Source organism: Natronomonas sp., assembly GCF_046483325.1.
Lineage (GTDB): Archaea > Halobacteriota > Halobacteria > Halobacteriales > Haloarculaceae > Natronomonas.
In genome coordinates this window covers 50,701-65,665 of sequence record NZ_JAWODL010000014.1, presented here as the reverse complement: position 1 = coordinate 65,665, position 14,965 = coordinate 50,701, and the positions used below count along the sequence as shown (strand labels likewise).

Here is a 14,965-nt window from a genome sequence, read left to right as displayed (position 1 = left end):
TACGTGAAGGTCGCAACGACGACAGTCCGACCGAGTGAATCCAACGCGAACTCACAGGGAGTATCGTGACCGGCCGGGGATCCCGACCCTGCCTTTCGGTGGCGTCTCTCGAGTCGTCGCCGAGGAGCTATGGGTTCCTGCGATGATCCCTATCAGTACTCCTCTCTGAACAGCAGGCTGAGTCCGATCAACAGAATGCTGACTAGCAACGCGACCGCACTGATCGCGTTGATGACCGGAGTTTGGGATCGCTGGATGGTCGAGAAGATGTAAACCGGGAGCGTGTCCTGTGCCCCGCTGGTGAAGAAGGCGAGGAGGAAGTCGTCCCACGAGAGCGTAAAGGCGAACAGCGCTCCGCTGATGATTCCGGGGGCCAAAAGCGGGAGCGTCACACGCTTGTAAACGGTCAGCTTGCTGGCACCGAGATCGCGAGCCGCTTCTTCGAGGGTCGGATCGTACCCGCGAAGCCGGGCGCTCACCGTCACGAGGACGAATGGAGTGATGAAAACCAACTGTCCGACGATGACCGTCCGCAACGATCGACCGACCTCCATGTAGCTGAACGTCAACGCGAGAGCAACACCGAGGATGAGCCCCGGGACGGTCATCGGGGCGATCACGAGCGCTCGGTACCCACGTTTGAGGGGGAATTCGTGGCGAACTAGCGCGATCGCACCGAGGGTGCCGAGCACAGTCCCGATGGCCGTCACCGCGACGGCGACGATCGCGCTGTTGTAAATCGAACTGATCGCAGCCGAATCGGAGAGTAGTTGGCGGTACCACTCGAGTGTGAACCCGCTCCAGGGAAGCGTCGAAAACGATCCCTGCTCGAACGAAAACACGACGACGATGACGATTGGCATATAAAGGAAGATGAGCACCGCTGCCGTCCAGAAACGCAGCCAGTTCCGTTCGAGCGTCTGAATAGCTCTCCTGAACGTCATGTCCCAGTCCCGCGAACCGGTGTCAGTGCTCATTAGAACAGTTCCTCCATGCTCGCATACCGGAGTAGCGATGCCAGACTGATCAACACCAAGAACATCAGGACGCTCCCGAGCGCGGCACCGGCCGGCCAGTCACCGCCAAATCCGAACTCGTAGTTGATTCGCGTTCCGACGTACGGGATTCCCCCGCCCATCATCGAGGGAACGATAAACGCCCCCATACTGAATATGAATACGAAGATCGTCCCGGCCATCAGACCGGGGATCGACAGCGGAAAGATGATTCTTGAAAACACCGCTCGTCTAGATGCACCGAGGTCGTACGCCGCCTCGATGAGCGAGTCGTCGATCCCGTCGAGCGTCGAGTACAGCGGTAGGATCATAAACGGTAACAGCAGATAGAGGAGCCCGAACCAGATGGAAAACCGGGTGTTGAGCACGATGTCGAGCGGTTCGTTGACCACTCCGACCCAGATCAAAAGCGTATTGAAGATGCCCTCGTCCGAGAGGATCATCCGCCAGCCGTAGATCCGGATGACGTAGTTCGTCCAGAAGGGGATGATCACGATCGCGGCGAGTTGGTGTTTATACTGGCCGCCGTAGCGGGCGATAAAGTAGGCGATGGGATACGCGACGATCGCCGCCGACACCGTCGCGGCCACCGAGAGAACGATCGTATTCCGGAACGCCTGGACGTTCTGTATCTTCGTCACCGCATCGACGAAGTTTCCGATCCCGTAATCGGGGACGAGGGTGAAATCCTGCATCTGCATCGTCGCGATCATCAGCATAATCGCGAGTGCGCCGACGAAGAAGACTATCTCCAACAGGAGGATCGGACCGGCGGTCGTCGCCAGGCTGACGTATCTGTTTTCGGTGATGCGGTCGACCAGCTCGAGCCCATCGTCGGAGACGACCTCCTCGCTTTCACCCATGCGTTAGCCCCCCGTCGTTCTGACGTTTGGATCGTGGTCCCGCTTCAGTGCCATCGTCTTGGATTCCTTTTGGCCGACTGTGATATCGGACGCTGTCCGACCATGTCGGGGCAAGGACACTCATGATTCCCCCTCGGCTCCCCGAATAAGTTTCCCCTCGTCCGCGTCGAACCCGACTGTCACCGCTGCCCCTTCTTCGAAGGACCGTTCACCTTTCTGTCGCTGTTTTTCGATCCTAACTATCCGTTCGCCGATATCAACCTCATAAAGCGTACTCGATCCTTTATACACCACGTTACTGACCGTACCGTTCCACCAGTTGTCGCTGTCGAGGTCGTTTCGGGCCACGAGACGAAGGCTCTCCGGTCGGATAGTGAGCACGGCCGAGTCGCTATCACCAGCGGGGTTGTCGTGAACGTCGGCGCTCAGTTGGACGTTGACGTCGCTGGCTATCTCGAGCATGCCGTTCGATCGCGTAAGCGACCCCTCGATGAGGTTCGTTTCGCCAACGAACTCGGCGACGAACCGACTCTCGGGTTTCTCGTAGAGTTCGGTCACGGTTCCGACCTGCTCCAGATGACCTTCGTTCATCACCGCGATCCGGTCGCTCATCGTCAGCGCCTCCTCTTGATCGTGAGTCACGTGGATAAACGTGATGTCGAGTTCGTCTTGGATGTTCTTCAGCTCGATCTGGAGCCGCTCTCGTAACGCTCGATCCAGGCTCGCGAGCGGCTCGTCGAGCAGGAGAACGTCCGGCTCTTGGACGATAGAGCGAGCCATCGCAACTCGCTGTTTTTGCCCGCCCGATAGCTCGGTCGGCTTTCGGTCGCCGTATCCAGGCAATTCGACGAGGTCGAGAACGTCCTCTATCCGCTCCTCTCGTTCGTCTTTCGGGACACCGGCCATCTCCAATCCGAATCCGATGTTCGAGGCCACGTCCATGTGGGGAAACAGCGCCCAGCGCTGAAAGACGATGCTCGTTCGGCGTTTGTTCGCGGGGAGGTGAGTGACCCGGTCGCCACTTATATACACATCCCCTGCGGTCGGCGTCTCCAACCCGGCGATACACCGGAGCGTCGTTGTTTTGCCACAGCCTGATGGGCCGAGTATGGTAAAGAACTCTCCACCGCCGATCTCGAGATCGATCCCATCTACTGCCAGTACGTCGCCAAACTCCTTGCGTAATCCCTCGATTTTTACTGTGCCGTTGTCTTCCATGGTGGAATCGGAATACTAAGTGAAGCTACATCTACATAAATAAAATTTTTGGTTGTGATTCCCAATCGGTCGTCCTGATAACTTCCGGAAAACGCATCGCTACCGCATAAAATAGCGCGTTAGTACCCATTCATCGCACTACTCTCCGAACATCATACATTCGCTGTTGACCGGGAGGCCCACAGTCCTGGACGGATTGTGTCCACCGCGAACGCTCGTTCGGGGCGACGCTCGCGAGTAACGACACCGATCCGTATCACCTATCCGGAGCCGGACGGCACTTCGGACGGCCTCGATGTCGCGTATACGCTATTGTGACGATCGAACAATGGCGACTGCATCGCCGAGGCGGTCGCATTTCGTTCGGAAGTTCACTACCGTCCTCTACTGCAGTGCGCGGAGTCCTCGACCGATGATCGACGACATCTCCACTCGTACGGGAGTATCTTTAAGTAATTTGATGTATTTGGAAGCGGTAATGAACGATCAGCGGGAGTCGATGGAATCGTTGATCCGGGATGATCGGATCGATCACGTTTTTATAGAATTCCCGGATTTGAACGGACTGTCCCGATCGAAACAGCTGGCTGCCGATTATTTTCTGTCGTCGTGGGAAAACGGGTTCACGATGAACCTGGCGTTGATTACACAGACCCCTCGCAGCGACGTCGTGGAGGGATCGAAATACGGCGACGATATCGATTATGCCGACGGTCTCGTCCACCCCGATCCCCGCACGTGCTGTCGAGTGCCGTGGCGTGACGACGCCGCCCGGGTGATCTGTGATTTCGAGTTCCGTGGCGACCCCGTTCCCGGTGCTCCTCGGACCGCCCTCGATCGTGTCTTGGATCGGGTCGATCAACTCGGGGTCGATACGTACGCAGGTAGCGAACTCGAGTTCCTCTTGTTAAATCAATCGACTGACGGGTACGTTCCCGTGACGAGCGACAAACACGAAAATCTGACCCAGGCGACGGAATCGATCTCACACTTCTACGATCGCGTCTACGAATGGGCCACGTCGTTCGATCTCGACCTGAACGCGCTACACCACGAGTTCGGAGTCGGGCAGTTCGAGATCCTGTTCGAGTACGGCGAACCGCTGGGACAGGCGGACCGCACGTTCCGGTTCAAGGAGCTCGTGAAACACACGGCACGCACGTGCGATCGACACGCGACGTTTATGGCGAAACCCTTCACCGAAAGCGCGGGGAACGGCTATCACCTGCACATAAGCCTCTTCGAGGACGGTCAAAACGTTCTGGATTCGGACGGGGGGAGCGAGCGGTTATCGGAGCGAGGGCGTCATTTCGTTGGTGGACTCCTGGAGCATGCCGACGCTCTGGCGGCCCTCGGGACGCCGAATATAAACGGATTCAAGCGGTATCAACCGGGTGCGTTTGCGCCTTACTCCGCTTCCTGGGGATACGGCAACAGAATGGTCGCGATTCGGGTTCCAGTTCACGGGGAGACCCGCATCGAGAACCGGATTTCGAGCGCGGATGCCAATCCCTATCTTGTGATCGCCGGGACGCTGGCGGCCGGATCTCACGGGATCGAAGCCGGACTCGAACCCCCCGAACCGTCCGACGGCGACCCCTCAGGGGATCAGCCTCCGTTGCCCAAGTCCCCGCGCGAGGCGATCGATCGTCTCGAAGCCGACACGGTCCTCCGTCGATACCTGGGTGAGGAAATCATCCACGAGTACGTCGCGATGAAACGTCAGGAAATAGATACTTTCTACCAGCAAACGACCGACTGGGAGCGCAACGAGTACATCGAAACGCTTTGACTGCGGTCGTTCGGTCACCTGGTCCGTCGCGGTCGGTCGATGCCCGTGCACTGTCCCGTGTGTTCCCGGCCGCCAGATTGGAACGGCCGGTTCCGAGAGTACGAATAGATGCGGATCCGTGCGCCGAATGACCGGCGAGCGGACCTCCGGTATGGGCGAGCGGCAGGCGTGGAAACGGCAGTCCGTATCGACCCGTAACCATGGGATCTATTATCACGTACCCCGTACGTGGGTTCGTAATGAAGCTGTGGGAATCAGTCGAGGCGGAGTATCGCGAGCGGACTCCAACGAGCAAGGAGATGTATCACGAAACCAGAGATCACGTCCCGATGGGCGTTGCGAGTTCCTATCGAGCGTGGGACCCTCATCCGTTGATCATCGATCGCGCGCAGGGGGCATACCTTTACGATGTGGACGGAAACTCGTACGTCGACTTCGATATGAACAACGGCGCCGGAATGAGCGGACACGCCCACCCGGCCGTGACGGAGGTAGTGACCGAACAACTCCGGAATGGAACCCTCTTTACTCATCCACACGAACTGCTCTCGGAGGCAGCGGCGGAGCTGAAGAAACGCTGGGATGCGATCGATAAGGTCCGGTTCACCAACTCCGGGACGGAGAGCACGATGCACGCGATCCGAATCGCTAGAGCGTACTCGGGGAAAGACAAGCTCCTCAAAATCGAGGGGGCATACCACGGGTGTCACGATTACGTGCTGATGAGCAAGTCGGCGCCTGGCCGGCTCAGCGGGCATCCGGAGCGGCCCTCCCGCGTCGTCGAGAGCCACGGTGTGCCGGAGAAGACCGCCGAGACCGTCGAGATCGCCCCGTGGAACGACCTGGAGGCTGTCGAAGGTATCCTGCGCGAGAACATCAACGAGATCGGGGCACTCATCGTCGAACCGATCGTGATGAACACCGGAATGCTCCAACCATACGGTGACTTCCTGAAAGGATTACGCGAACTCTGTGACGAGTATCGGATCACCTATATCTTCGACGAGGTAAAAACGGGCGTGAAGATCGCTCCCGGTGGTGCAGCGGAGTACTACGACGTCGAACCGGATCTGGTCACGATGGCGAAATCCATCGGTGGGAACTTCCCCGTCGGTGCGATCGGTGGCAAAGAGGAAGTTATGGCACAGATCGAACACGGTGCCGCCCATTATGGAACGTACAACGGTAATCCGCTCGTCTTGCAGGCACTCGTCACCCAGCTACGGGAGGTCCTCACCGAGGATGCCTACGAGCACGTCGATGCGCTGGGCCAGCGGATGGTCCAGGGGTACGAGGACATCATGGAAGACCAAGGCATCGACGGTCACGTCGAGCACGTCAACTCCCAGGGAAGCATCCTCTTTACCGACGAGCGGATCGAGAACTACCGCGACTGGCTCGACAATATCGATTACGACCTGCACGAGAACTTCTGGTTCTCCATGGTCAACCAGGGGATCATGCCCCACCCGCACAGTGCCGATCAGCAGTGGACGATCAGCGTCCAACACACCGAAGAGCATATCGACGAAACGCTGGAGGCGTTCAAACACGTCGCACCGAGACTGGCCGAGGAGCAACAGTCATAACAGAGCCGTTCCGATCGCGCCACTGTTACGTGATCGAATGCCGTGCCCGTTTTTTATCCTCCGACGAGCCAGTAAACGCGCCGAGACGACGCCACGGGCGGATTCGACGGTGCAGAATGTCTTTACACTACCCTACACTTTTATCAATACACCATGTCGGAAGCTACGAATGTACAGTACGGTCAGGTGCAAAACTACGTCGACGGGGCGTGGATATCGGCCCGTGAGGAAGCCCGACTAATCAACGATCCGGTGACGAACGAGGCGATCGCGGGAGTTGGATTCAGCTCCGCCGGCGACGTCGATGACGTGGTGGCGGCCGGGCAAGACGCGTTCGAAACGTGGCGACGAACGCCCATCGAAGAGCGGAGCCAGCCGCTGTTCTAATTCAAATAGCTCCCAGAGGAACATCGAGGCGAACTCGCCGGACTCCTGGTCCGAGAGCACGGAGAGACCCGCCGTGAGGCCGCCGGAGAGACCCGCCGTGAGATCGAGATCGTGGAGGTGGCTCCGGGATGCGGACGCTGGTGCAGGCTTGACACACCGAAAACGCCGCTCCGGGGATCGACGAGACCGCCTACATCGAGCGCTGGCCTGACAACTGAGAGGGGTTCTCGTCGTCACCCGGAGATCTCGATGCCCGTCTTTGACGCTGTATTTCGGTCCCTCGCGATGAACCGATGAACTCCGACGGGACTCCGTATGATACTGTCGGACGCACTCGAACGAGACCGATTCGGAAACGATCTGCCGTTCGTTGCATCGAACGGCTCGATTCCCTGCGACGTGTGGACGTTGCTTTGTCCGTTGGTGCGCACACCGACCGTCAGTTCATCGATCGCTCAAAAGCGATCGGCCGCCGAGACGACCCCGTGCCGGACCCCCGCCAGCGACCCGTCCAGACGACCGCCGGAGCGAAAGTTCTTATACTGCGTTCCCCGTATCGCGGCTGTGATCATGAGTCAAGACTACGACGTTATTATCGTTGGTGGGGGGATTATCGGCTGCATGGCGGCTCGGGAACTGGCATCGGACCACGACGTGCTCGTCCTCGAACGGGATCAGATCGGTAGCGGTGCCACGGGAAAGGCATCCGGGCTCGTCACGGTCGTCGAAGAGTACTCCGACACCCCGGCCGCGGCGGAATACGCCATCGAGTTCTTCCGCGAGTACGACGGGACCGGTCACGTCTCGTTCCACGAGCGGACGTACGTCGAGCTCCGATCGGACGAGCACGACACGGGATCACTGCGTGATCACGCGACGACGCTTCAGGAGAACGGGTTCGATACCGCGTTCAACACTCCTGACGAACTGGAAGATCGTTTTCCAGATACGTTCAATCTCGATGGGTACGCGGGTGGAATCGTCTACGAGGACGCCGGTTGGCTCGATCCCTACACCTTCGTGACGACCGTCAAAGACGACGCCGAGCGTGATGGGGCGACGTTCCGGACGGGCGTCGAAGTCACCGACCTCGCCGTAGACGACGGAGACATCGTTGGGGTAGACGTCGAAACGGGCGAGCGAATCCGGGCCGAACAGGTGATCGTCGCTGCCGGCTGGCGGACGCGGCAGTTCGTTTCCGAGTACGTCGAGATTCCGACCCGACCGTACCGGTATCAGACGTACGACCTCGATCACGAGCGCACGCTCACGGAGTCGTTCCCCATGGCGTGGGACGAACACTCCCATCTCTATTTCCGCCCGCAGCCGACCGGGGAGTTACACGTCGGTGGTGGGACGTACTTCGTGAAACCACCGGGAACGCCCCGAACGACGACGACGGAAGGGTTTCAACGTCTCATCGCGGATACAATTCCCGAATTGATCACCGACCTCGGTCGGGCGCAGTTCGTCACCGGCGACACATGTCGGTTCGGTGACTCCGCCACCCCCGACCGGTATCCGATCGTCGACGCTCCCACCGAAGCCCCCGACGGGCTGGTCGTCGCCACCGGAACACACGGCTTCGGAATCATGGCAGCACCGACGATCGGGAAGGCGATTCGGCTCGTCGCCACCGACGAGAGCGGTCCGTTTTCGGTCGAGCCGTTCTCACTCGATCGATTCGAGGATCGATCCACCGACTTCGGCTCGTCGTACATCGCCGAATCGCCGGAGTTGGTCGGGCCACAAACGTAACCTCCCCCGTTTCCTCCTCGGTACCGGTCACGCGTCCGAGACTCGCGGATTCAATCAGTAGTACCTTTGAGAGCGATCCACCGTACGGCGGAATAGCTCTCCCGAGCGGCACGGATCGAACCGCGGAACGGCAAAAACGTGAATCCTCGATCGGGTACCTATACAGCGCCCAGCTGTTCCATGAGCCCCCACGTATCGGCGCTTTCGTAGGTTGCGGTGATCTCTCCGTCTTCGATGTCGAAGAAAATGGAGCCGGCAAACGAGATTTCCTTGCCGGTTGGCTCTATACCCTCGTACACGCCTTCGTGGGTGCCCGTCGCCATGAATCGAAGTGCGACCGAGTCCTCATTCGCTACGATCTCTTTGATGTCCTTTCCGAAGTCGGGGAAACTCTCCCGGAGTCCTGCGACGTACTCTTTGAGCCCATCGCGGCCGTGTGCGTTGGGTTCTCCTTCGTAATAGTCGACGTACTCTTCCGAGACGATCTCGTCTATCACTTCGAGTCGACCCTCGCTCCAGATCTCATCGATCAATCGTTCCGCCAGTTCCGTCCTCGTGGTCGTGTCAGTCATGGACCTCGGGTGGAAACACCCTTTGTGGGTTATTAATTGTTTTCCTGACGCCACGCGATCTCGACCGACGTTCCGGTTTTCACCATCTGACGGGCAAAGCCCTCGGATGTGATCGGGGGTCGATAACGACCAGTTCGAGGCCAGCGGCGGGGAGCCATCGTCCGTCACTCCGTGAGTTCGAGGAATCCGAGCCAATCCGAACGGACACCCGAACGGACCTTGAGCCTACCCCAACTGTTAACTCCTGCTCCGTTCGTTTCTCTCTGTATGTCGCCAAGAGACCGATCGGAGGTGTGGCGGTGAGAGAGACACTGCGAGGAATCGCCCCACTCGTCGCCTCGCCGCCGGCGTTCGACGCCACACGTGCAGAACACATTGCAGCACAGCGCTTCGGTGAGCTCGGTGCGGCCACCGAACTGGGGGGAGAACGGGATCAGAATTTCCGCATCGATACCGATGACGGGCGGTACGTGTTGAAGATTTCTAACCACACGGACGGCCCCGAGACGCTGGATGTACAGGCCGAGGCACTGCGGCACATCTCGCGGACCGCACCCGATCTGCCGGTCATGCAACCCGTCCCGACGGTCGAGGGAAATCCCTGGACCGCGGTGGAGATGGATGGCGAGACTCACCTCATCCGGCTGTTCACGTTCCTCCCCGGCGGGAGTCCGTCGGGTGGGACCCTCGACGAAGACGCGCTGTACGAGTACGGCGGGACGGTGGCACGGGTCGGACGGGCGCTCCGTGGGTTCTTCCATCCCGACGCCCGATACGAGGTGCTCTGGGATCTTAGGTATACCAGCGATCTCCGCGAACTTATTTACGCGATAAAAGACGACCAGCGGCGCGCTCTCGCGGAGCGCGTCCTCGATCGGTTCGACGACCGTGTTGCCCCTTCCTTTGAAAGCCTGCGAGCGCAGGTCATTCACAACGATCTCACGCTCGACAACGTCCTGTTCGACGAGGGGAAGGTAAGCGGTATCGTGGACTTCGGGGATCTCACTCATACGGCACTGGTCAGCGACCTTGCCATCGCCCTGGCGAGCGTAATGCACCGCTGTACTGATCCATTCGATGCCGCACGGCACGTTATCAGAGGATACGTGGAAATCACGCCCCTGACCGACTCTGAAGCGCGGATTCTGGGAGATCTCGTGGCGGCCCGACTCCTCTCGTGGGGGGTCATCGTCGCGTGGCGGAGCGTCGAACATCCCGAGAAGACCGACCACACGACGACCGGCGTCGAAGACGGGTGGGCGCTCCTGCAGTCGCTGGAACGAACCGGTCTGGACGTCGTCGGACGCCGCCTGCGGACTGCCGCACTCTCGAGTAACGTCCCGTACCCGCGGATGGAGCAGTCCGAACTGCTTTCGCGCCGCCAGACGGTGATGGGGGACTCACCACTCTTTTATTGTGACCCGGTCCACTTCGTCGGCGGGGAGGGCGTGTGGCTGTTCGACTCTGCCGGCCGCCGCTATCTCGACGCGTACAACAACGTCCAGGTGGTGGGCCACGGCAACGCCAGGGTCGCCGACGCGGTCGGCGGGCAGGTCAGCAAACTGACGACGAACACCCGGTATCTCCACGAGGCCGTAGTCACGCTCTCCGAGCGGCTGCTCGAGACGCTCCCGGACGGACTCGACCGGGTCATGTTCGTCAACTCGGGGAGCGAGGCGAACGATCTCGCGTGGCGGCTTGCGGCCGCCGCAACCGGGCGTGACGGAGCGGTGGTCTCCGAGCACGCCTACCACGGTATCACCGACGCGACAGTCGCCCTGTCACCAGCCGACTGGCCCCGAAAAACTCGCCCCGACCACGTCGAAACCGTCCCTCCGCCGGCCCGGAGCCACCATCGCGGGGCTCAACCTTCCGGGGCCGAAGCGATGACCGCGGCGCTCGACCGGCTCGGTCGGCGCGGATACGATCCCGCGGCGTTCGTATTCGACCCGCTATTCACGAGCGATGGAATCTTCCCGCCGAATAGCGAGCGGTTGACGGCGATGGCGGGTCGGATCCACGACCTCGACGGCCTCATCATCGCGGACGAGGTTCAGGCGGGATACGGGCGAACCGGGTCGAATCTCTGGGGATTTCAGGCGACAGACGTCGTCCCCGATATCGTCACGATGGGCAAACCGATGGGCAATGGACACCCGGTCGCGGCGGTGGCGACCCGCTCGGATATCGCCTCGGTGCTCATGGATCGCACCGGGATGTTCAGCACGTTCGGGGGAAATCCGGTCTCGTGTGCGGCGGCACTGGCTGTGATGGACGTCATCGAAGACGAGGGGCTGTTGGCGCAAACCCGGGAGGTTGGTGCGTACCTGCACGATGGTCTGGTCGATATGAGTACACGATACGACGTCATCGGAGACGTTCGGCGAGAGGGGACGATGGTGGGTGTCGAACTCGTCAGCGACGAGGACGACTGGACCCCGGCAACCGATACGGCAAAGGACGTGGTCGAGGGGCTTCGCCGGCGTCGAGTTCTCATTGGCTCGTCCGGTAGTTCGGACAACGTCCTGAAGATACGGCCACCGCTCGTGTTCGAACGGGACCATGCCGACCGACTGCTTGGGGTGCTCGACTCGGTTCTTGAGACGGAATGTGACGGGTGATCCGCCGCGTGGGTGAGAGTGTCTTCTTTCACACAGCACGGAACGTTCGGACGGGCTGAAACCGGGTTTCGGACGGTTATTGACTCACCAAAAGGTATTAGAAACTGTTTGTGGTAGTTCTATTGGATGGGCCAGTTACAGCGAGTGTTCGATCCGCAATCAATTGCGGTGATCGGTGCGTCGAACGATCCCGAGAAGCGTGGCTACCGGGCGATGTCGGATCTCGTGGACTCGGAGTACGACGGCGAGGTGTATCCTGTGAACCCGAACCGGGAGCGAATATTCGAGCGGACAGCCCACGACACGGTACTCGACATTCCGGGCGAGGTCGATCTCGCGTTCGTCGCCATCCCAGCGGCGTACGTCCCGAACGCCATCCGTGAGTGCGGACAAAAGGACGTTGCCGGCGCTGTCATCAATACGGCGGGCTTCGGCGAGATCGGTGAGGACTCCCTGGAGGAAGACCTCGCCGCTGCTGCCGAGGAGGCCGGTGTTCGGATCATCGGACCGAACATCGAAGGAGTCGACTTCGCCCACCAGAACGTCCATCTGCTGGGGGGCATTCGGACGACACCGGGACACATCGGGATGTTGACGCAGTCCGGAAACATGGGCCACCAGCTTTCGGTCGACGCTCAGGACAGCGGGAACGTCGGCTTTAGTTACAACATCGGCGTCGGCAACGAGACCGATATCGGGTTTCACGAGTACCTGAGTTTTCTCGGGGACGACGATCTGACGAACGGGGTCGTCGCGTACGTCGAGGGGATGAAAGACGGGCGCGCGTTTCTTCGAGAGGCACGGCGCGTCTCACGGAAAAAACCCATCGTAGTCCACAAATCCGGCCGGACATCGGCTGGAAAGGGATCCGCGAAGTCACACACTGCATCCATCGCGGGGGACGTCGACGTGCTGGAATCGGCGTATCGACAGGCCGGTGTCCAGCCCGTCGACAGCGTCGACCTGCTAGTCCCCGTCGCCGAGGCGCTCACCAACGCACCGATCCCGGACGGCTCCCGCGTCGCCGTGCTCACGGACGGTGGGGGACACGCTACGGCGACGGCGGACGCGCTGGAGCGAAAGGGGCTGACGCTCCCGGATCTGTCCGCGGAGACCCAGGCGACGCTCGAGGGGATCTACGAGCTTTCACCGAGTCTCGACAACCCCGTCGACGTCATGGGTTCGGCCGACCACGAAGTGATGTGGTACGACACGGCCCGATACATACTCAAGGACCCGAACGTCGACGCGCTACTTATCGCCGGGGCTGCGCTCGGATACGAGGAGTGTTGGGACGGCAAGGAAGGCGACAGGGATCCCGAGATCGCCCACAGGCTCACAGCTCTCGTAGGGGAGATCGGAAAACCCGTGATCTTTGCCAGCATGTGGGAGGAACTCGGCTGTTCGACGGCGCTCGAACACCTCGCAGCTAACGGGGTTCCAGTCTACGAACGCATCGATACTGCCGTGACGGCGCTTCGCGCTCTTGCCGACTACGGTACCCATCTCGCCGCCGTCGACCGAAAATCCGATTTTGTTCTCGGAGACGACACGAACTCGGACCCGACCGTTGAGACGGCGGTTGACGGGGATCGGGCGACATTCACCGAGTTCGAAGCGAGGAAACTGCTTGCTGGGTACGGTGTGCCGGTAGTGCCGTTCGAACTGGCTGAGACGGCAGCGGAGGCACGTACCGCCGCCGCCCAATTCGACGGCCCGGTCGCGATGAAAATCGTCTCGCGAGGGATCGTCCACAAGACCGAGGCCGGCGGCGTCGAACTCGACGTCGATGGGGAGGGGGCGGTGACCGACGCTTTCGATCGCATTCTCACGCGTGCGAACGAGTACGCGCCAACGGCCGAGATCGAAGGCGTCCTCATCTCCCCGATGGTCGGTGACGGCGTCGAACTCATCGTGGGTATCACTGACGACCCCGAAGTCGGGCCGGTGCTCACGTGCGGACTCGGTGGTATACTCGTCGAGGCGCTCGACGACGCGGCGTTCCGGGCCCTTCCGATCACCGAACACGACGCGCGCGAGATGCTCGACGATATCGGCTCGCAAGCGCTGCTCGACGGCCCGCGTGACCTCCCGCCGGTCGATCGGGAGGAACTCGTCGACCTCATCCGTTCGGTCTCCGAGCTGGTTTCGGAAAACCCCGCGATACGGGAACTGGATATCAACCCCGTTATCGCGACCTCTGACGGCCTCTCGGTGGTTGACGCGAGTATCGAGCTCGGAGAACACTAACCTCAGCGCCGTTTTTCGCTGGGCGGTCGAGGACCGCCAGCGGCCCGCCTCAGTCTTTCTCGGCGGTGTTCATCCACTCTATCGCCGCGTTGACACCGTCTTCCTCGACGATTTCATGGAACCTGTGTGCTGCTTCCGTCTCGGAGGTGACCGCGAACAGGTATTCGTCTATCTTTCCCGCCGAGTTTGCCCGATACCCCTGCGTTTCCTGTATGTCGTTGAGGTTGTCTTTTATCAGTTTGACCACCGATCCCGGCGTTTTCTTTATGTGTGCGAGTTCGGCCTCGATGGCCTCATTTAATCCATCCCGGTCTTCGACAACCTGATTGACCAGACCCATATCCGCAGCCTCGCCGGCGCTGATGTGCTTGCCGGTGTAGAGCAGTTCGCGAGCGTGCTTTAGCGAATCGACTGCCGTTGGAAGAACCATCCGTGGGGGGAGTTCACCCATGTGAACGTCAGGGAACCCGAATTCCGACCTATCGGTGGCGAAGGTTAAATCACAGACTAACGCGAGATTGCACCCGCCGGCGAGGGCGTATCCGTCGACGGCTGCGATGACGGGGAGATTCAGATTGTAGATCGCATCGATGTGGTCGTAGTCGCTTTCGATGACGTCGTCCATCGTTCCCGAGGCCTCCTCCCCGAAATCGTATCCCGAGGAGAACGCCCGTCCCTTGCCGGTGAGGACGACGGCACGGACATCGTCGTCGCTCTCAGCGGCTTCGAGGGCCTCCACCAACTCCGATCTGAGGGTGCTGTTGAGCGCGTTGAGTGCGTCCGCGTTGTCGAGCGTTATCGTCGTCGCACGGTCCATCGTCTCTACTTCGAGGAAATTATACGCTGTCACGTTCACCCATGTGGAAGGAATCGTCTTATAGACATCGATGGGATTGGCG

Annotated in this window: 11 protein-coding genes; 6 read left to right on the top strand and 5 right to left on the bottom strand. The window is 60.3% G+C overall.

What is annotated here, in order from left to right; genetic code table 11:
* Positions 1-152: 152 nt before the first annotated feature.
* The 3 genes from R6U53_RS04905 to R6U53_RS04895 form a co-directional block, all read right to left on the bottom strand.
* Positions 153-977 carry an ABC transporter permease gene (locus R6U53_RS04905; protein WP_410321247.1) on the bottom strand — a complete coding sequence of 275 codons (825 nt, stop codon included), beginning with the start codon at positions 975-977 and terminating at the stop codon, positions 153-155.
* Entirely contained in the window at positions 977-1,879 is a 903-nt protein-coding gene (locus R6U53_RS04900; protein ID WP_410321246.1) for an ABC transporter permease, read from the bottom strand. Before R6U53_RS04900 ends, R6U53_RS04905 begins: the two co-directional genes overlap by 1 nt.
* A 120-nt stretch (positions 1,880-1,999) precedes the next feature.
* Positions 2,000-3,097 (bottom strand): ABC transporter ATP-binding protein, encoded by a 1,098-nt coding sequence (locus tag R6U53_RS04895; RefSeq protein ID WP_410321245.1) that lies wholly within the window; start codon positions 3,095-3,097, stop codon positions 2,000-2,002.
* Between the two features lie 478 nt (positions 3,098-3,575).
* Here R6U53_RS04895 and R6U53_RS04890 point away from each other — a divergent pair, with 478 nt between their 5' ends.
* From R6U53_RS04890 to R6U53_RS04875, 4 genes are all read left to right on the top strand, one after another.
* Entirely contained in the window at positions 3,576-4,889 is a 1,314-nt protein-coding gene (locus R6U53_RS04890) for a glutamine synthetase family protein (RefSeq protein ID WP_410321244.1), read from the top strand.
* A 239-nt stretch (positions 4,890-5,128) separates the two neighbouring features.
* Positions 5,129-6,478, top strand: coding sequence for an aspartate aminotransferase family protein (locus tag R6U53_RS04885; RefSeq protein WP_410321243.1), 1,350 nt, complete (start codon positions 5,129-5,131; stop codon positions 6,476-6,478).
* Positions 6,479-6,631: 153 nt separating this feature from the next.
* Entirely contained in the window at positions 6,632-6,865 is a 234-nt protein-coding gene (locus tag R6U53_RS04880; RefSeq protein ID WP_410321242.1) for an aldehyde dehydrogenase family protein, read from the top strand.
* 570 nt (positions 6,866-7,435) lie between these two features.
* Entirely contained in the window at positions 7,436-8,623 is a 1,188-nt protein-coding gene (locus R6U53_RS04875) for an NAD(P)/FAD-dependent oxidoreductase (protein WP_410321241.1), read from the top strand.
* A gap of 158 nt (positions 8,624-8,781) precedes the next feature.
* Here R6U53_RS04875 and R6U53_RS04870 read toward each other — a convergent pair whose 3' ends face one another.
* The gene (locus R6U53_RS04870; RefSeq protein WP_410321240.1) at positions 8,782-9,195 is read right to left on the bottom strand and encodes an ester cyclase; all 414 of its coding nucleotides are present in this window, start codon (positions 9,193-9,195) and stop codon (positions 8,782-8,784) included.
* Positions 9,196-9,494: 299 nt separating this feature from the next.
* Between R6U53_RS04870 and R6U53_RS04865 the strand changes: the two genes are divergently transcribed.
* Entirely contained in the window at positions 9,495-11,816 is a 2,322-nt protein-coding gene (locus R6U53_RS04865) for an aminotransferase class III-fold pyridoxal phosphate-dependent enzyme (protein ID WP_410321239.1), read from the top strand.
* A gap of 126 nt (positions 11,817-11,942) precedes the next feature.
* The gene (locus R6U53_RS04860) at positions 11,943-14,066 is read left to right on the top strand and encodes an acetate--CoA ligase family protein (RefSeq protein WP_410321238.1); all 2,124 of its coding nucleotides are present in this window, start codon (positions 11,943-11,945) and stop codon (positions 14,064-14,066) included.
* A 49-nt stretch (positions 14,067-14,115) separates the two neighbouring features.
* On the opposite strand, the gene R6U53_RS04855 is transcribed toward R6U53_RS04860, so the two are convergent.
* Positions 14,116-14,916: an enoyl-CoA hydratase/isomerase family protein gene (locus tag R6U53_RS04855; RefSeq protein WP_410321237.1), complete on the bottom strand. Its 801-nt coding sequence runs from the start codon at positions 14,914-14,916 to the stop codon at positions 14,116-14,118.
* Positions 14,917-14,965 lie beyond the last annotated feature (49 nt).

Bases quoted from the DNA above. Each gene is read 5' to 3' on its own strand.
- R6U53_RS04870 (WP_410321240.1), bottom strand. From the start codon at position 9,195: ATGACTGACACGACCACGAGGACGGAACTGGCGGAACGATTGATCGAT.
- R6U53_RS04860 (WP_410321238.1), top strand. From the start codon at position 11,943: ATGGGCCAGTTACAGCGAGTGTTCGATCCGCAATCAATTGCGGTGATC.
- R6U53_RS04880 (WP_410321242.1), top strand. From the start codon at position 6,632: ATGTCGGAAGCTACGAATGTACAGTACGGTCAGGTGCAAAACTACGTC.
- R6U53_RS04875 (WP_410321241.1), top strand. From the start codon at position 7,436: ATGAGTCAAGACTACGACGTTATTATCGTTGGTGGGGGGATTATCGGC.
- R6U53_RS04895 (WP_410321245.1), bottom strand. From the start codon at position 3,097: ATGGAAGACAACGGCACAGTAAAAATCGAGGGATTACGCAAGGAGTTT.
- R6U53_RS04900 (WP_410321246.1), bottom strand. From the start codon at position 1,879: ATGGGTGAAAGCGAGGAGGTCGTCTCCGACGATGGGCTCGAGCTGGTC.
- R6U53_RS04905 (WP_410321247.1), bottom strand. From the start codon at position 977: ATGAGCACTGACACCGGTTCGCGGGACTGGGACATGACGTTCAGGAGA.
- R6U53_RS04890 (WP_410321244.1), top strand. From the start codon at position 3,576: ATGAACGATCAGCGGGAGTCGATGGAATCGTTGATCCGGGATGATCGG.
- R6U53_RS04885 (WP_410321243.1), top strand. From the start codon at position 5,129: ATGAAGCTGTGGGAATCAGTCGAGGCGGAGTATCGCGAGCGGACTCCA.